The sequence below is a fragment of the Coprococcus sp. AM100_B19A genome, from assembly GCF_027662015.1.
Classification (GTDB): Bacteria; Bacillota; Clostridia; order Lachnospirales; family Lachnospiraceae; genus Allocoprococcus; species Allocoprococcus comes.
Genome location: NZ_JAQDKN010000027.1, coordinates 1 through 18967, shown reverse-complemented (window position 1 = coordinate 18967; position 18967 = coordinate 1). Strand labels below are relative to the sequence as shown.

Sequence of the window (18967 nt, the reverse complement as noted above, 5' to 3'; positions counted from 1 at the left end):
GTCCATCCAGAGTTTTTTTACTTCATCCTTTGTCATGGTACTTTCCTTTCTACTTCATCTTTAATTGACATATAGGTATATCCAAGTCTTGTGAAGTGCACAAGCGCTGGAATCTTCTGGTCTTCCCATAAGCATTATAACCTCCAATACGTCATCTGTTTTTCTTTCGAGGATCTGTTGGCTTTACCGCATCTTTTGGTATTAGCCAAGTCTTTCCCTTTTTCTCTGCTCCAGGCACTCTTCCCTGGCTACATAAAAGAGAAATTCTTCTAGATGAAATTCCCCATATTTTTGACATTTCGATCGTTGTTATATAATCCATAATTTTCCTCCAAACGATACAACAAGCCTATTATAAGTATATTCTTTTATCGGAATAGTTTCAACCAAAATTAAGTTTTCTTCTAGGTTGTTTGATTTGTTATTGTTTTCTAAGATTTTCACAAAAACACCTGGTAAATAATCTTTTAAAATCATCTACCAGGCTTTATTGTTTATCTTACACCCAAATCAGCCCCTCTCTCCAGCTTATCTTTTCCCTGCTTTTCCTGGATAATTTTCTTATTGATTTCCAAGCGTTCATGGATTGATGGTTTCTTCTCTTTTCCCGTCATTGCTCTCTTTTGTGCTACTGGCTTTCTTTCAGCTTTCCCTGCGTCCTTAACTGCTGTATTTGCTTCAACGCCAGCTCTTGACACAGCTTCTCTGCTCTCATTTTTCTCTGTCACCTGCTGTTCTCGTCTCTCCTTCACACCTTTTTCTTCCAGACTGCAAAAGCTCTGCAAATACGGCAGAACATGATTCTGCATATCCGTCAGATCTTCCATATACTTCTGATACTCTTCATTACCTTTTCCTTGCTGATAACTAATCCAGCTTTCATCTGTCAATTTCATTTCATTCTGCATCTTTAACTGACTGATGATACCACCGTTTCCGGTACCAATCTCTATCTTACCTTGAAAATGGTGCAGCATCTTATCACCCTTCTCAGTATAATATACTGTAAAAAACATCTGTGCTGTCGTTTTTGGTTCGTTGGTGTTTGGATCACGGTCAGCATACCAGGCTTTGTCCTGTTCTACGGTTTTGGAATCCAGATCAGATAACTTTTGATATCTTGGACTCCCCAACTCACTTTTCTCACAATAATTCACATACACCATCGGCTCCATATCTTTTGGAAGTTCCGGTTCATAGGACTTCAATCGCTCGACCAATACTCCAGCACGGACTGACAGATCACATTCTTCCTCTACAATGTCCTTCAAATAAGAAATATAAGAATGCGTATTACCACTCTGCAAATCCAGCATTACCTCTTGTACCGTGTTCTCTCCCGGCTCCACATTATCCCGATATTCATACGGATCAAAAGCTTCTGCGATCTCATCCAGTGCCTCTGCCAGCTGTTCTGTGTTCATTTTCTCTGGATACATTGCTTCCCTGACATCCCGCATGGGTACATATTTATAGTCCGGCAATGCTTCATGAATCTTCTCTATACCTTCCCGAATTATTGGAAGTTCTCCAAAGAATCGAATATCATCCATATAATCACCGTGAACCGTATTTCCCTTTACAATAGAAAATTCAGCCTCATCATAAAAGCTGTCTTCCGGATCACGATAGATAATCCCCATACTGCATACTCGATAGGCATTTTCAGGATTCTCCCTATATTTTTCATAGACTGCAGCAATTTGATTAACATCGGTACTTTTTTCATAAGCCCCCATATCATGGAACTCATCGCATTCTGCCGCAAAGTATTCCAGATACGGTTCTTTCTTCGGCGGCATATTATTGAGGACATTATCAATCATGTTATAATTCACCTCTTCCAGTTCCTCCACCTTTGCCAACGGCTTATATTCTCCCTGGCTGTTCTGAATCTCCGCCATTACAACCTCATCCATTTCTTCTACTTTTTCCATCAGCTGATCATAATCTCCACGGATGCGTTCTCCAGTCCAGCCTTCGTCTTCCAGAAGTTCCTCTGCCGCTTCTTTAATAGAAATTTCATCATTTTCATAGACGCCACCATCCATCAGACGGAAATCTTCATCGTAAAAGGAATAATCGTATCCTTCTTCTGTTCTCTGAATAGCAAAGTAACGTTCTCCTACCTCATATGCCAGTTCACTAAGAACCTGTTCTTCCAGATTCAGGAAAGAATCCAGTTGTTCAAAACTGATACTGTCTACAAAATGAGCTGTTACTTTTTCCCCGTCATTCAGAACTACGATATCACTGACAGACAGGGAATGTCCTCGGAAGTCTTCCGGTCTGTCAATGTTGAACCTTTCAAAAATATCTCCCAGTGACATATTTCCCGATAAGTCTCCAACATAGACCAGCTTATAATCTTCTTTTTTTATCTGCATACCATGACTTTCAATAAAGCGCATATTCATAAATGCATAGTTTTCGCCCGGTGAATCATCCTTGATCTGATAAATACCAAAGGTTCGCCTAGTTCCTAACAACAGGTTTGCCTCTTTCAAAGACTGAATCTGTGGATATTTCTGCATTTCCCATTCCAGGTTACGGAAACGCTCCAGTTCTGCCATGGACATCTGATAATGCTCCGGTCCTCGTTCAATTTCCATGCGTTCCGTGACATAGATCGGTGACGAAAAATTAGTGATCAGATAGATATCTGCTCCGGCATCGTATAATTTCAGTGCTTCTTCCTGATTGATCACACTCATCGGTTCCTGAAATACTCCAAAATCTTCGTCTGCATAATCCAGATCCTGATTCCTTATCCGTTCCCACATCTGTGATTCCATGCCAAACAGACCTTCATGTGCCTGTATCATTTCCTTACTTGCATACTCTCCCTTACCGCCATCGCTGCCCAAGCAATAAATCTTAGAACCCATCCTGTGATAATCTAAGGCTGCTTCTTTTCTGAGCGGCACCATGTCTTCTGCTGTATATCCATAATCACGTAATTCCAGCTTGCCGATGGTTGGATCTGGTAAGTCCTGAATATCCATTTTTGCATCATCCAGAAGTTCCTCGACTTTATCATTGTCTTTCTGGCTGAGTGCATCAGAAAGGGTTCTTACCAACATCCTTACTTTTTCTTCCTCACCAATCAGATTTGCATATTCAAAAATCTGTTCCTTTACATCCGCTGGAATCTCTATTTCCATGTGTTCTGCACGGTCTATCTGTTCCTGCGTATATTCCTGCATTTTCTGCGTTTCTTTTCCTGTTATCATATTTCTCGCCATTCAAATTCCTCCTGTGTTCTAAAAAATGGCATAACCGGCAGAACCTTCTTCTACCAAATTATGCCATCTTTCCTGTTTACTTATTCCAAACCGAAGTCCCGTTTTCTGGTTTCCTTGCCACTTTCACTTTCCCGCTGACTCTTTTCTTTATAAATCTGCAGCTTCTCATGGATAGAACCTCGTGCCGGTCTTTCTTCTTTCTCTTTTGATTCCGACTGCTCTGTTTCTGTATCTTCTCGCTCATCCATATTGAGAAGTGCATTTAGTTCTGACAGACGCTCCAGTTTTTGGTTCAGTTCCTCTTCTTTTGGAAATGGCTTCCCGACTTCCTCTTTGGCATTTGCCAGTTGCTCCTGTACCGTTTCCAGCCGTTGCTCTGCTTCTGCCAGTTTCTCCGGATAGCTTTCCAAAAGATTATTGATACGAGTGATATTTCCTAGGGCATCTGCCCCCAACCGAACTTTAGCTACCGATTCATGCTTTACAGACAGGATAAACTCTTTGCTCCAGCTGTCGAATTGGATTCTCATGTTGAATCCCTGATAGCTTCCAATGTCCATAGTTACATCTACAGACTTAATGTCTTTGCAGACCGCCAGAAGTGCCATACCTGCCTCTTTCTTTTCTGTGAACACTTTGCCACTGATTTCCATAGAAAACTGCTCTGGATCTGTAATTTTATGCTCAGAAAAATGAGCGATATCTGCCTTGTAGCTGGCAATAATCTCCGTCAGTTTTGCAATCTGTTGCGGGAAATTCCTTGCAATATCATCTTCCAGTCGGTATTGGTTATTCATGTGGTTCGCTTTTAAAAGCTTTAATTTCGCCACATCCACATCCAATGCCATCTTCTCTTTTACTGCTGGATTTCCGGCTGCAAGTGCCTTGACCTCTGCATAGGAAAGTGCCGCTTCATCCACATCTTCGCAACTTCGCACAGGTGCTTTGCTGGTCATAATCTGAGAAATAAATTTCTGCTTATTCTCAATCAACTGCCACATATAACTGTCGAATGTGGATTCTGTTACATATCGGAAGATATGAACCTTTTTATTATGGTTTCCCTGACGGATGATACGTCCTTCCCTCTGTTCCAAGTCAGACGGTTTCCAGCCAATATCCAGATGATGCAGAGCAATCAAACGGTCCTGCACATTGGTTCCAGCGCCCATTTTTGCAGTTGAACCAATCAAAAAACGAACCTGTCCGGATTTTACTTTTCCAAACAGCTCCGTCTTCTTTGCTTCTGTATTTGCATCATGAATAAACGCAATCTCTTTTTCCGGCACTCCTTTTTCCATCAGCTTCCGTTTCAGATCATCGTAGACATTAAAACTGCCATCGCCTTTTGGTGTGCTCAAATCACAGAAAATCAACTGTGCTGATTTCTGTTCTGCTGTATCTTTCCAGATTTCATAGCTTTTCTCTGCACAGACTGCTATTTTACTTTCCGGATTATCTGGCAATAATTCGTTCACCAAACGCTGATCCAGTGCTAACTTCCTTCCGTCATTGGTAATTTTCAGCATATTATCAACCGAGGCATCTACCCCGCCGTTTCTGACAACTTCTGCACGTTCTCCCAGACTTTCTACGATTTCTTTCTGCTGTTCTGTTGGTTTCAGCACCACTGTTTCATATTCCGCTTCCGGCACTGGAAGCTTTAATTGATCGGAAGTCTTAATATCTGCAATCTCCTTGAACATATTCATCAGTTCTGGGATATTATAGAATCTGGCGAATCTTGATTTTGCTCGATATCCAGTTCCTTCCGGTGCAAGTTCGATGCTCGTGACAACTTCTCCAAAGGTAGAAGCCCAGGAATCAAACAGTCCAAGTCCCATATTTTGTAATTTACTGTTCTGCAGATACCGCTGCATAACATATAATTCCGTCATGCTGTTACTGATTGGTGTGCCTGTAGCAAAAGTAATGCCTTTTCCTCCTGTAATCTCGTCCAGATACTGACATTTATTGAACATATCTGCCGACTTCTGTGCTTCGTTCTGTGCAATCCCGGCTACATTTCTCATTTTTGTATAAAGAAACGCATTTTTATAGCTGTGTGCTTCATCTACATACAAGTGATCCACTCCCAGTTCTTCAAACGTAACTACCTGATCTTTTTTCTCTTTCTGATTCAGTTTTTCCAGCCTTGTCTGCAGTGTCTTTCTGGTCTTTTCAATCTGTTTGACGGTATAATGTCCGCCATCCTGTTCATACCTTGCACTCTGAATTGCCATTTCCAGATCATCAATCTGCTTCCGTAACATGGCTTCCTGACGTTCATCAGAGATTGGAATACGCTCAAACTGGGAATGTCCAATGATAATAGCATCATAATTTCCCATAGCGATCCGGGCACAGAACTTCTTTCGGTTTGCTGGTTCAAAATCTTTCTTGGTTGCAACCAGGATATTGGCTCCCGGATATAACTGTAGGAATTCTGCACCCCACTGCTCCGTCAAATGGTTTGGCACGACAAAGAGGTTTTTCTGAGATAATCCCAGGCGTTTGCTCTCCATTGCCGCCGCTACCATTTCGTAGGTCTTTCCAGCTCCTACTACATGAGCAAGAAGCACATTCTCTCCATAAAGCTGATGTGCGACAGCGTTTTTCTGATGTGGGCGAAGTTCAATTTCCGGATTCATTCCTGGGAAAGTCAAATGACTGCCATCGTATTCACGGGGACGGATGCTGTTAAATCGTTCATTGTACACTTTTACCAGCCTCTCTCGTCTCTGCTGGTCTTTAAAAATCCAGTCCTTAAATGCTGCTTTCATGGCATCCTGCTTCTGTGATGCCAGCATGGTTTCTTTCTTATTAAGGACACGGATCTCATCACCATTTTCATTGACACTCTTATCATAGATGCGTACATCTTTCAGGTTCAGGGTATCTTCCAGAATCTTATAGGCATTTGCTCTCTCAGTTCCATACGTTGCATAGGCAAACGCATTTTGGGGACTGTCGGCATTCTTTCCTGTAATCCTCCACTCACCATTTACCTCAGAGAATTTCACCTGTATTTCTTTCTGAAGCAGATACCATGGTGTATGCAATGTTTCTTGCATAAAATCCTGATAATCCGAAGGTTCAATCCAGGTAGCTCCAATACGCACTTCAATCTCCGATGCTTCCAGGTCTCTCGGCTGAACTGCCTCTAGTGCACGCACATTCGATGTGAATTCCGGATGATTCTCTGCAAAAGTTCTCGCAGTATTTAATTTATCCCTAACATTTCCGGAGAGATATTCATCTCCGCTTTCCCACTGGTCTGTCAGTGGATTTTTGAAGATAACTCCAACCAGCTCTTCTGTAATTTTCTCTTCGGTCTTTCCGGTCAGCTGTGCCATATATGGGAGATCTACTTTAGCCCTTTCATTTAAAGACAGAGCAAGTGCTTCTGTGGCTGTCTCCACACTTGTCACAGCAACCGCCTTTTTGATGGTTCGTTTGGTGAACATGTCCGCTTTCCGCTTCAATGTTCCATCTTCATTCAAGTCTTCCAGGGAACACAGCAGACAATAAGAAGAGTCATCAGAAAATGCCCGTTTATTAGCATTACTTCCAATAACTCCATACTTTGCTGTGTAGGTATCATACACCTGATTCAGTTTTTCCTGCTGTTTTTGGATTTCTTCGTCTGTGACAAATTCTTCCATCTGCATGGCGATCAGCTCACGAACGGTATCACGGATTGCAACCATGCCTTTTACACGTTCTGCAGTGGCTGCAGGCATTTTCACCTGATTCATCAAAGAGTTGACACGATAATATACCTGATCATCTACCACCGTATAGCTGTAATTTCTAACATTCGGATCAGCCGGAATACTCTCTGGCATCTCATCCAGTTCTGTTTCCACATCTACTGCCGGTACCATGCTTCCCTTAATTTGTTTCACAGCTTCTTGTAACTGTAATTCCAAATCAGCTCCTTCCATTGGAGCACATGTTGTTTCCATACCATACGGACCGGACACTTCTTTCATCTCACCCAGAATCATTTCCGGATGCTGAACAAAATACTGATTGACCGTAATTCCATTGACATCACTATCCAGATTTATCCATTCCGGCATTTCTTTCGTAAGGCTTTCCCTCTTTTGGAAAAACAAGATATCAGCACTGACTTCTGTTCCCGCATTTGCCTTAAAAGCTGTGTTCGGCAGTCGGATTGCTCCCAACAGATCTGCCCGCTCTGCCAGATATTTCCGGACTTCCGGTGACGCCTTATCCATAGTTCCCTTTGTTGTGATCAGTGCCGCCACACCACCTGGACGTAACTGATCTATCGTCTTGGCGAGAAAGTAATCATGGATCATGAAATTGTAGCGATCATACTGACGGTCATTGACCTTGTATGCACCAAATGGCACATTTCCAATCGCCACATCAAAAAAATCATTAGGATAATCTGTCTTCTCAAAACCTTTGATCTGAATATTGGCATCTGGATAGAGTAGCTTTGCAATTCTACCGCTGATACTGTCCAGTTCCACACCATAGAGTTTGGACTGATTTAGATTCTCTGGAAGCATTCCAAAGAAGTTCCCGACTCCCATAGACGGCTCCAGGATATTTCCTTTTGTAAATCCCAGATTCTCCAACACCTGATACATACTTTCAATCACAATCGGCTGTGTATAATGAGCATTTAACGTGGAAGCTCTGGCTGCAGCATATTCCTCTGGTGTAAGAATCGTCTTTAATTCCAGATATTCTGTCTCCCATGCAGCTTTTGTCTCATCAAATGCATCTGCAAGACCTCCCCAGCCGACGTACCTGGATAAGATTTTCTGTTCCTCTGATGTCGCATTGCGGTTCTCATCCTCACATTTCTTTAACAACTGGATAGCCATGATATTGGCTCGGAATTTCTCCTTCGGTGTTCCCTGTCCAAGTTCATCATCTGTGATACGGAAGTTCGTTGCTTGAATCGGTTCTGCTATTCCGTTAATCTCTTCCAAAGATTCTTTTTCTTCCGATACCTCAGCTTCTCCCGATAATTCTTTTTCTTTTTTATCATAATCTGTCCACACACGTTGAGAAATAGCAGTAAAATACGAGAACTCTTCCTCCATAATTTCTTCCCTGATTTCCCGTAATTCATCTAAGGTATCCGCATTTACAGTTTTGTTGTGATAATGATAATAAAGTACTTCTTGTCCGAGTTTTACATCCAGACGTTCCAATTCTTGTGTTGACATTCGATTCCAAATATCATCTTTTTCCGTATGAATCGTGAAACCTTCTCCATCATCATGATATTCTAATGTGTATTGAAGTCGATTCACTTCTCCCTTAACTTTGCAATCAAAATCATGGATTCTTGTTCTGGTACCGGACATATATTCTGAATCAACTAATCTCAAATCAGTTATATCTTCCGCTGTCAAAGTATCCTGCTCCAGCTGTTCTCCTAACATCTGCTGTGCTTCTTCCAAATCTGCCAGTCTCTGTGCTTCCTGCCGCTCTTCATACTTTTCCAATTCTTCCGGTGATAAGAAATCATCGGTGCGGATCAGCTGACGGACACGTTCTGCAACCTTATTCCATTTTAATAGAATTTCTACTTCTGGACTGCCAATCTTTCCTTTCGCAAGTTTTAATCCTTTTGCATCATGTGAGGCATCAGATTCATACGCTCCCGGTATCCCAGGTGATGCACCACCTGTTCCATACTCATTTTTCAGGAACTCTGCTGCATCTTTCATATCATGATGCTCCATGAAATACTCATAGATCCGGTTGCGCTCTCCGGCTGTAATGCCGCCTCTTCTAAGGACAGCATCTATTTCATCTTGTGTAATAAAGGAAAGTGCCGGACGTTCGACCGTAAATTTCTGGTCTACCCAGGAACGCTCCCTCTGAAGATCCTGAAAGCGTTGGAGATATTCCGGATTATGCTGAATCTCCCAGCGGTGATAATCTCCCGGATTCTCATCCATATATTTCTGCAGCCATTCAAAACGATAGACAATCGCATCTGCTTCCTCTTGATCTGTCCATGCTCCACTCACTACATCCTGCCAGTCTGAATATGATTGTTTCTTTTCCCAGTTTCTGCAAGTATCCCGAAAATGAAGTGCAAGAAGATTGGTCATTTCTTCCTGCTCCTGTTCAATGGCATTATTGGAAATCAAATTATCCACGTAATTTCCATCCTCATACATATCCCGAATTCTGTTCGCTGCTTCTTCCCACGTAACCATGCGGTCAAAGTTTCTTCTGGCAGAGTCCCCTCGCCGGATACGGATACCATCATTGTCATACCAGATACTGATTTTCTGACCATCTATGGTAAATCCTTTGCCACCAGTTCCATATTCATCTTTCAGAAAACTCCGCATTTCTTCATTATCCAGACCTTCAATCAGTCTTGCTGTAATATGAAACAGTGTATTTTTCTGTCCGCTTCCCGTGCGGAGAATATCATTTACCACTTCATCGGAAATAAGAAAAGCGGCTGGCTGTTCCAATGCAGCTGCCGCTTTCCTTATTTCTCCTAACTGTTCCTCTTCTGTTGGGAACAGGCTTAACTGTAAATAATCTCCTGAATCACCAGCTCCTCTGCCTGTGCCTTGATCTGGTTCATGTGTCTGGTCCATGCCATCCCGTCTGCCATTTTGTCCGGTGCCGGATCTTTCTCCAGAAGTTCGTTCATCAGGTTGTCTACTCTCTGCCTTGCCTGACTGTCGATCTCCATCAGGTGACTGTCCAGACGGTTCTGCAGTGTCAGAATGTTGAACCTGGCTACCTTGTGGTTTCTCAGATACTCTTTCCTCATCATTCCGTACTTCCCGATGGTTCCTCTCGTCTCTTCCAGGCTGATATCTGGAATCTGATACTCTCCGTTCTGGCTGTAACTGATTTCTCTCATAGTCTGTTTCCTCCTTTTTTTCTTCTCTATCTTCTTCGTTATCCGTATTACTTTCACGAATTAACGTGTTAAATTCATTATAAGCTACTTCTTTTTCTTTTGCAACCGTTTTCAGGTCATTTTCCAGATCATTCAGAACATATCGTCCAATCTGCATCAGGACTGGTCTGCTGATCTCGTTGACTGCACTTCCCAGATGTCCTAATACTTTCAGCTGATTGAAGTCCGTTATATGCCGAAAATCCTCTACATCCAGATATTCCTGTACATCCAGTCCACACCGGTTTAATAATACACACCAGACACTATTTGTCATCAGTTCCCGAAATTCTACTTCCTGATTCTGTTCGTCCAGTTCTTCCAAAAATGTCCCTGTTACGTCCAGTCTCAGTTCTTCCAATGCATCTGGAAGCCATTCCTGCATACTCTCCTTCGCTGCCTGATGCAGACTTTCAGCAAGTCCTCCTTCTGTATCTTCCAGTGATAACTGCTCCTGCAGATAATCTGCCACCAGATGTTCTCCTTCTACTGGAAGATTCCATAACTGAGGATCCTTTCCAAGATTCCGCACTTTATAAGTGTCCTGCACATCAAATACATACCGAAGTTTTGTTTTCGGTCCGGAAGTATTGTCAATCAAGGCAATCCCCTTAGATCCCTTTTTGATCCATCGGTACATCTTCTGATTCCAGATTTCCATGGATGCTACGGCAGTTGCTTCCGGTCGCTGTGCATAAATTAAAAGCTGTTCTGGAAAAGAGTATTTGTACAGTCTGGATGCCGTGTTAAGGAACCACATCCATTCCTGCGGACTGGCAGCTACATCTTTTGCCACCTCTTCCGTCAGCTGTTCCATTGCATATAATTTATTTGCCATGTGCTACTCCTTTTCATAAAATCAGGGACTGCTTAGCACAGTCCCCTTAAAATCATCGTTGTTTCTCTTTATAATGCTGCGGCAAGATCTTTTGACTTGTTCTTTGGCGTTTTGTCTGCCTCTTTTGCCTTGATCTCTGCCTTGGCTTTCTCCAGTTTTCCATGGATTCCACCTTTTACTTCCGCTTTTTCAGCTGCTTTTTCTTTCTCCAAACGAGCCTCCCTGCGCTCAGCATTTTCCAATACTGCGGTCTTTTTATCACAGAACTGAACCTTATCGGAAAGCTGCTCCTGTCTTTCCACCTGTGTCTCATTGACTTCTTTTACCATCGCATTTAATTCCGGGACCTGAAAAATTCCGTTATCAGGGAGAATCAGCACTTCATGAATGGAAGATGGAATGACAAAATAATCACTACCCAGACATTCCCCAATCTGTTTTCGAATGTCTTCCTGCAGTAACAGTGATGCACCATTCATCTTAGCTTTGTTTGTCAGACAGAACATTGGTTTTTCCATGGCTTCCATATCCATTTTTTCATTCAGCAGGTTTTCTGGTTCTTCACCAAAAATCATAGATTTGATAATCTCATTCATATCCATAAGTGTGACACCACGTTTTCGGTCTGCCGTCATTGCATCCGCTTGAATCTGTTCGGCAGATACTCCCCACTCGTTCATCAGAGAAACAGTTACCGGAATACTGCTGATCCCTTCTCCATTTTCCTCCAGATTTACTGCATAATAAGCTGCAAAATCTCCGTGTTCTGTGACTACTTTATCAGCAAGACGATCGGTATTCCATTCCTTGTCACAGATTCTCACCTGCAGTTTTTCCTTCATTTTTTCATAATCAAAAATGTCCGGAACTCCCATATCAAAAAATTCTGCTTTACCCTGTGCTTCAATACGCATATCAGCTACATCACCAACACAAGAATCTACATCTTTCCCATTGATATATTCCTGATAGAGAGAATCCAGATAGACTGTCGGTACGATTCTCTGATCTCCATTTGGAATTGTAATGCCAGTAAGCTTCAGCCCATTGTTTTTTTCTACTTCTTGAAGTTTAATTTCTGCGTCCTTGTAAGACTCTGGCAGATACTCCTTTACATTGTCTTTGACATATTCATAAAATTCTTTTCTGTTCATCATACGCTTTTACCCCTTTCTGATCATGTGATGGTTCATTCTTTTTCTACTGACCATCTGCTCGGCTTTCTTCTGATAAGCCATCATTCTCTTTAAAGTTTTCTCCTGGTTCTTTTTTGCTTCCTGTCTTTTTCCCATTGTTTTCATCATAGTTTTCTGTTCCTTTCTTTTATTAGTTGTATTGAAAAGGGAGCCCTGATTCAGGGCCCCCCTTTACTACAAATTAATTACTTTACTATTTTCTGTTTTTCTTTTTTCTGATATAAAGTCCTGCCATACCTCCTGTGGAGATTACCAGAAGAAGAATCGGCAGCCAAATATTCGTGCTGTCACCTGTTTTCGGTGCATTTGATACCTTTGTCTCTTCATGGGACTGTGGTGTATCCGGTGTTTTCGGTGTTTCTGGAACTTCCGGTTTCTCATTTGTCAGATTAAAGGTAACTTCTACAACCGGTGTACTGTCATCTGCATAGGCAAATGTCACTTCATGCTTGGTCTGATCCAGTGTGTATCCGTCCAGTGTCTTTGTTTCCACCAGATAATACTTGATAGCGGTATCATATTTGCCGTTCTTAAATGTGGCAATCTCATACAGCTTACTTTCTGCATGACCGGCAGCATCTGTCTTTAAGGTTTCCAGAACTTTTCCTTTGCTGTCACGAAGTTCAAATTCTACCCCTTTCAGCGGTTCTCCTGATGATTTATCTGTCTTATTGAGAATCACTTTTCCCTTGGCAGTATCATCTTTCATAGCCACTTTCTGAATTTCTCCGGTATCCTTCACCTCAAATGTCACATCAAATGTCAGAAGATATCCTTTCGGTGCCTGCTCTTCACGTAAGGTATATTTACCGATTGGCAGTTTTTCGATATAGTGTGCTTCCTCTGTGGAAGTCCAGCTCTCTACTACCTGATCATCCTTATCGAGAATCGTCAGTTTCGCACCTGGAATCTCAGTTTCTCCTGTGATATCAGTCTTACTGATCTCTACTTTTGTCACATCGTCTTTCATCTCATGCTTCTGAACCTCTGCTGTATTCTCTACTGTGAAAGTAATACTTTCTGCAGTGACATATCCATCTGCCGGTTTTGTCTCTGTCATGGTGTATTTCTTACCAACAACCAGTTCTTTGATCACATGGGATTCTTCCGTAGAAGTCCATTCATCCACTGTATTGCCATCTGAATCCATCACTTTCAGGTGTGCACCTGGAAGTTCTTTGCCTGTTGTCAGGTCTGTTTTGGTCAGCTCCACTGTGGTTGGCTGATTTTCAAAAGTAAAGTCGTAGCTTACTTCTGCCTGGTCTTCTCCGGCATATTCAAAGGTAAATTCCTGTACTTCTTCTGTTGTAACAAATCCGTCCGGCGCAAAGATCTCTTTCACATAGTATTTTCCGTCTACCGGAAGATCTGCCGTAAAAGTAATCTGTCCTTTTTCATCCGTTACCCGCTGCTCGATCAGACTGTCTTTCTCAAGGAGTACCTCGCCCTTTGCATTTTTGATATCTTCACTGGTATAAAGACCGAAGACACCACCTGCAAGGACACGTTCTGTATCTTTTTCTTTCTTCAGAACCGTAACCTTTACTTTCTGACGGGCATTCTGCCATTTCTCATCATAAGTGATAACTGGTGTGTCCTGATCACGGTAGGAAAGATCAACATATCTCGGCTCTCCGTCCAGCACATAACCATGGGCAGTTTTTACTTCCTTCACATAGTACTTGCCAGCCGGTAGATCTCCCATCTGTGCAATACCATTGGAATCTGTGGTAATGGTTCCCACTTTTTCATCTGCTTTGAAATAATCTTCACTGACACCATCTGCCGCTTTGATATCTTCCGCAGCAAATACATCGAACGTCACATCTGAAAGGCTTCCGGTTACATATTCAAAGAGATGCTCCACAGTACCTTTTACCTGATCCAGAAGTGTTACCTTATCCAAAAACTCTCCATTTTTGTTGATGATTAGAAGTCCTGTTGGAACTTCATCTTTCATCTCTACTTTCTGAATCTCGGCAGTATCTTTCAGCGTGAACTTCACATCCGTTGCTTTCAGATATCCATAAGGTGCCATTTCCTCACGAAGAGTGTATTCCTCTCCAACTGTCAGTCGTTTGATCACATGTGGCTGATCTTTTACAGAAGTCCACTGATCCACAACATTTCCTTCTTTATCAAGAACGGTGAGTTTTGCCCCATCCAGTTCCACACCTGTTGTTACATCAGATTTTGTGATTTCAACTGTTGTCGGCTGGTTCTTTTTCACTGTTTTCAGTTTTACTGTCTTCACATCCTGTCCCTGGTAAGAAGCATCCAGATTCAGAACTTCATCAGAGGATACAAATCCCGCTGGTGCTTTTAACTCTTTCACATAATACTGTCCAAGTGGCAGATCCAGCGTACATGTTGCAAGACCATCGTTATCAGAAGTCATTTCCTGTAAGAGTGTGTCTGCTTTCACGATCACTTTTCCATCCGCCTTGATATCCGCTTTGTTATAGATACCAAAGACAGCTCCCGCCACGGTTGCACCATTCTCTGCATCCTGTTTTTCTACCTGGATTGCAACTTTCTGTCGGTCATCGCCAACCGTCACTTCCTGTTCGATCACAGGTGTATCCTGATCTGCATAGACAAATGTGACATCAGATCTGTCATGGTTCAGAACGAATCCTTCCGGTGCAGTCTTTTCTACCACATAGTAAGAACCAAGCGGCAGATTCTCTGCAACTGCTTTTCCGTCTTCTCCGGTCGTTACCGTTGTTACCAGTGCATCTTTTGCATAGATCAGCTGTCTGTTTCCGTTTTCATCTTTCTGATAATCCGGTGTATAGATATTTTCAGCTGCATAGACATGAAATGATGCACCCTTCAGGTATCTTTGTTCATAAACAAAATCCTTTTTAAATCCGGTCAGCATCTCACCTTTTTTATAAATCGTCAGCTTTCCTTTTACCGGATGGTTCTCGTAATCTACCGTAATAATGGCATCTCCACTCTCAGAATCCATCTGGTATGCTGTGTTAGCATCCACCGCAATCTCTACATAGTTCTTGTTAATTGTGTACCCTTCCGGTGCGTTGACTTCCTCAATCCGGTAATGTCCGATCTTCAGATTCTTCGGCATGATCAGATATCCCTGGCTGTCCGTAAAATAGGACTTGTGAGTGGTTGTCACTGGGTAAGTTGTTACCTGTTCTAAATACTTTTTGTTGTCCAGGTCATATACCTTAAATTCTGTTCCTGCAATCAATACGGATTTCTTTGTTTCATCGTCTTTTTTCACGATTTTCAGTTTTGCCTTAAACTCTTCATCCAGAAGCACTCGCCAGATCTGTGGCTCATTTGGATGATGCTCTGTGATATTCACTTCAAAATCATCGACCGGCTTGTAGTTGTGCGGTGTTGTTGTCTCACGCACGATATAGCTTCCAAATGGTAATGGAATACTGCAGGCATACCCTTTTTCATCTGTGAAAATCTCAGTAGCTCCATTTTCGCCACTCACAACTGGTTTGGCAGAATCAAAATCATAGCTTCCATCTGCTTTCTTTGTAAGGGAAGATTTCAGATAAACTGTAAATCCAGCTCCGGATAACAGCTCTGCATCGGTCTTTCCATTGTTGGCTGCTTTGATAATCTGGAATGGCTGCTTGATGACCTGCTCACTGGAAGTGCACTCTCTTTTTACTTCTGCTGTCATATCTCCTTCATAACTGCACGTAAGATCATGCTCTTCTGCATCTGCCAGGTATCCGGTCGGCGGAGTAATCTCTTTGACATAATATTTGCCAAGATATAAGCCATTTACAGAAGCCTGTCCTTTGTCATCTGTTGTAAGAGAAGCTACCTGCTCTCCTGCTTTATAAATAGTTCCCGTTGCTCCATCCGGGTGCACGATATCTTCACGAGCATACAGTCCATAAACTGCACCTTTCAGTGTGGCATCTCCCTGCGGTACTGCTTTTCCTGTCTCTTTATCCACTTTATAAAGATTGATCTTTGCTGTCACACGGTCATTGCTGAAGGTATGGGCAAAAGATACGGTTGCTTCTTTATCATTGGTGTAAGAAAACTTGAACGTATACACATCTTCTGTATTTCTTACATAACCTTCCGGTGCCTGATCTTCTTTTACAGAATAGGAATATCCGATTGGCAGGTCTACTGTGAATTTTGCAGTTCCGTCTGCGCCAGTAGTTACTTTCTCAATCAGCGTTCCTTTTTTCACAACAACGCTTCCGTCTGCATTTCTGATATCATCGGATGCATACAGAGCAAAAATACCGCCTTTCAGTGGTTTCTTGGTGTCTTTATCCTGTTTTACTACGGAAACATCTGCTTTCTGTCTCTCGTTGTTAAAAGTCACATCTGCAAATACAACTTCTTTGTTCTGACCAGCATAAGTTAGAGTCACTGACTTTTCTTCGCTACCGTTATAGAAAGAGTCCGGTGCTTTTGTTTCTTTTACCACGTAGGTTCCAAGATGCAGGTTTTTCAGTGTGACAGAACCATTCTCACCTGTTGTCAGGTTTTCTTTTACAAGGTCACCTTTGCTGTACATTTTTGTGCCATAAGCTGTTACGATATCTGCCCCGGCATACACGTTATACACTGCATTTTTCTGTCTGCGGTTTTCATACTGAAATACCGTTCCATTTTCACTGACATCTGCTCCGGTAAGAACCTGTCCTTCTTTGTAAATGGTAAGCTCTGCCAGCTGTTCCTTATTTTCCACGGTTACAGCTGAGGTCTTACTTGCTACCAGTTTTACATTTGTTGCCGTTGCATTTACTACATATCCCGGTGGTGCTGTGATTTCTTTCAGATAAACGGTATCCTGTGTCTTGATAATCGTAACAGATGATTTTCCATTTTTATCTGTTGCAGGCATCTGAGTGATCAGCTTTGTACAAGCCTCATCGCTGTAAACGCCGAATACTGCACCTGCAAGATTGACATCCGCTGTATCGTCTTTCTTTACGATTTCGATCGTAGCCTGTTCAATCCAGGACACCTTTAAGCTTACATATTTTTCATCAGCAACACCTTCTCCAAATACAAATGCCAGATCCTGAACACTTGCATTCGTAGTCAATTTATATGCTGAATAATCTTTTGTAATACTTCCCTTCATCTTTGTAGAAAAAGAAGCACTTACATCTTTTGTCTGTGTCAGAGGAGCTGAGAGATAAAACGTGGTTCCTCCTCCAATTGTTACACTTGCACCTGCCGCACTTACATTTCCAGTAGATACATTATGGAGCTTTACTCCCTTTGGTAAGTCCATTGTGATTTTCTGCTGGGAAGATGCGTTGAACTGAATGTTCTCCGTTCTCTGAACATTTCCATCTACATAAGCCTTTACATTCGGCTTTGAAAATGACATCGCTACATCTGGTATTTCCGGCTTATTCACACAATAATTATAGAGTTCTTTTGCCAAAGCCTCGCCTGTAGCATTTGTTCCATAGAATGCATCACTGCTTCCATTGGCATATGATGCAGCCATGTGAATAATGATGAATCTTTTTCCTTCTGAAAAATCCGTGTGTTTATTAGCGAAAAAACTCTCGCTTCCTGCGGCATCTGTACCGTAATAACACACTTTTGCTAACGCCTGATTGTCTCCAATCTTTGTAATTGTATAATTTTATCTATACAGTGGTCCTTTTTCAATTGTTACCTGCTGTGTACTTCTTGCTGAATAAGCCGAAACTGCTTCAAATGTTGCAATCTCTCCCTCTTCCATAGCCTCAAGATCCACACCTTCGTCTCCTGCCTGTTCCAAAACATCATGAAGCTCTAACCCTGATTCTTCATCATAGGTATCCTGGTTCTGTGCCTGCTCTACCAAATCATCAAATTCATCAGCGTCAATATCGGTAATCTCCGATTCTGCTTCTGAATCCTCCGCTTCTTCTGTCTGCTGCTCACTTACAGCTGTTTCGGATTCGGTCACTGTTTCACTCCCTGCCACCTCTGTCTGAGCTTCAGTTGCTTTCTCACGCACAATCAGTTTTCGGCTGATCTGGTACTTCGGATGCTCCTGATTTACCGGTTCCACATAATAGACCGCTTTGTAAGTGTCCGCATGATCTGTCGTAAAATCCTCATCCTTGTCGTTCTTTGCTTCCTCAAATGTGACTTTGACCTTGTTATCATCCTTGATTTCCAGTCCTGTGTAGTCTGATTTCACATCAAATACACTGCCTGTTTCGATTTCATAATCTTTGGCAGTCACCACCTCATCTTCATCCAGAAGGTCTTTCACTTCCTCATAAAGTGGAGGTTTTTCCTCTGGCTGGATCTCCGCTGCATATGCTGTCATCGGAGATAACACTGTACTAAGCATTGTCATGCCTGCCAGCAAGCCAGATACTACTTTTCTAAAATTACCTTTTTTCTTCATGCTAAGGTCCTCTCTTTCATAATATTTGTATTAAAACAGACAGTCCTTAGACTGCCTGCAATACACTACTTATCGTTGTGGAAAAATAAGATTGAACTGTACATTTCCCTCTCCGGGATCGACCATCTCCACAGTTGCTTCATACTGTCTCCCTGTTTTTCTTGATACCAGATCCTTATAATGGATTTTTCCTTTAGACAGGAACTTCTTTGCTGCCACCTTATCCATCTTTTTTCCCTGGCTTGCAAGAAATTTATCATTTTTCCATAAGGTAAAAGCACATTTCCGGTCAGAACAGTAAAAATTTACTTTTCCTTCCCTGACATCTGCTCCACAGCGGGGACATTTGCCAATGACTTCTCCTTTTGCCTTTCCCTGAAACTGATT

7 protein-coding genes and 1 pseudogene are annotated in these 18967 nt (G+C 42.2%); all 8 read right to left on the bottom strand.

Annotated features, from left to right (window positions below):
• Positions 1–151: 151 nt before the first annotated feature.
• Positions 152–322 carry a helix-turn-helix domain-containing protein gene (locus PGQ33_RS16330; protein ID WP_008371604.1) on the bottom strand — a complete coding sequence of 57 codons (171 nt, stop codon included), beginning with the start codon at positions 320–322 and terminating at the stop codon, positions 152–154.
• A 172-nt stretch (positions 323–494) separates the two neighbouring features.
• Complete coding sequence (locus PGQ33_RS16325; protein ID WP_118576016.1) at positions 495–3245, bottom strand: YodL domain-containing protein; 2751 nt, start codon at positions 3243–3245, stop codon at positions 495–497.
• 80 nt (positions 3246–3325) lie between these two features.
• The gene (locus tag PGQ33_RS16320; protein WP_270206092.1) at positions 3326–11008 is read right to left on the bottom strand and encodes a DEAD/DEAH box helicase family protein; all 7683 of its coding nucleotides are present in this window, start codon (positions 11006–11008) and stop codon (positions 3326–3328) included.
• Positions 11009–11076: 68 nt separating this feature from the next.
• Positions 11077–12165 carry a DUF5688 family protein gene (locus tag PGQ33_RS16315; protein ID WP_118576012.1) on the bottom strand — a complete coding sequence of 363 codons (1089 nt, stop codon included), beginning with the start codon at positions 12163–12165 and terminating at the stop codon, positions 11077–11079.
• Positions 12166–12171: 6 nt separating this feature from the next.
• Positions 12172–12312 (bottom strand): hypothetical protein, encoded by a 141-nt coding sequence (locus tag PGQ33_RS16310; RefSeq protein WP_015528458.1) that lies wholly within the window; start codon positions 12310–12312, stop codon positions 12172–12174.
• 85 nt (positions 12313–12397) lie between these two features.
• Positions 12398–17812 (bottom strand): SpaA isopeptide-forming pilin-related protein, encoded by a 5415-nt coding sequence (locus PGQ33_RS16305; RefSeq protein ID WP_330663302.1) that lies wholly within the window; start codon positions 17810–17812, stop codon positions 12398–12400.
• A 9-nt stretch (positions 17813–17821) separates the two neighbouring features.
• Entirely contained in the window at positions 17822–18580 is a 759-nt protein-coding gene (locus PGQ33_RS17210) for a hypothetical protein (RefSeq protein WP_330663301.1), read from the bottom strand.
• Positions 18581–18649: 69 nt separating this feature from the next.
• Positions 18650–18967 (bottom strand): annotated as a pseudogene (locus PGQ33_RS16300) (DNA topoisomerase III); the annotation flags it as partial.

What these genes read in the sequence shown, in the direction of transcription:
- PGQ33_RS16330 (WP_008371604.1), bottom strand. Translation starts at nt 322, where the DNA reads ATGGATTATATAACAACGATCGAAATGTCAAAAATATGGGGAATTTCA.
- PGQ33_RS16325 (WP_118576016.1), bottom strand. Translation starts at nt 3,245, where the DNA reads ATGGCGAGAAATATGATAACAGGAAAAGAAACGCAGAAAATGCAGGAA.
- PGQ33_RS16320 (WP_270206092.1), bottom strand. Translation starts at nt 11,008, where the DNA reads ATGGCAAATAAATTATATGCAATGGAACAGCTGACGGAAGAGGTGGCA.
- PGQ33_RS16315 (WP_118576012.1), bottom strand. Translation starts at nt 12,165, where the DNA reads ATGATGAACAGAAAAGAATTTTATGAATATGTCAAAGACAATGTAAAG.
- PGQ33_RS16310 (WP_015528458.1), bottom strand. Translation starts at nt 12,312, where the DNA reads ATGATGAAAACAATGGGAAAAAGACAGGAAGCAAAAAAGAACCAGGAG.
- PGQ33_RS17210 (WP_330663301.1), bottom strand. Translation starts at nt 18,580, where the DNA reads ATGAAGAAAAAAGGTAATTTTAGAAAAGTAGTATCTGGCTTGCTGGCA.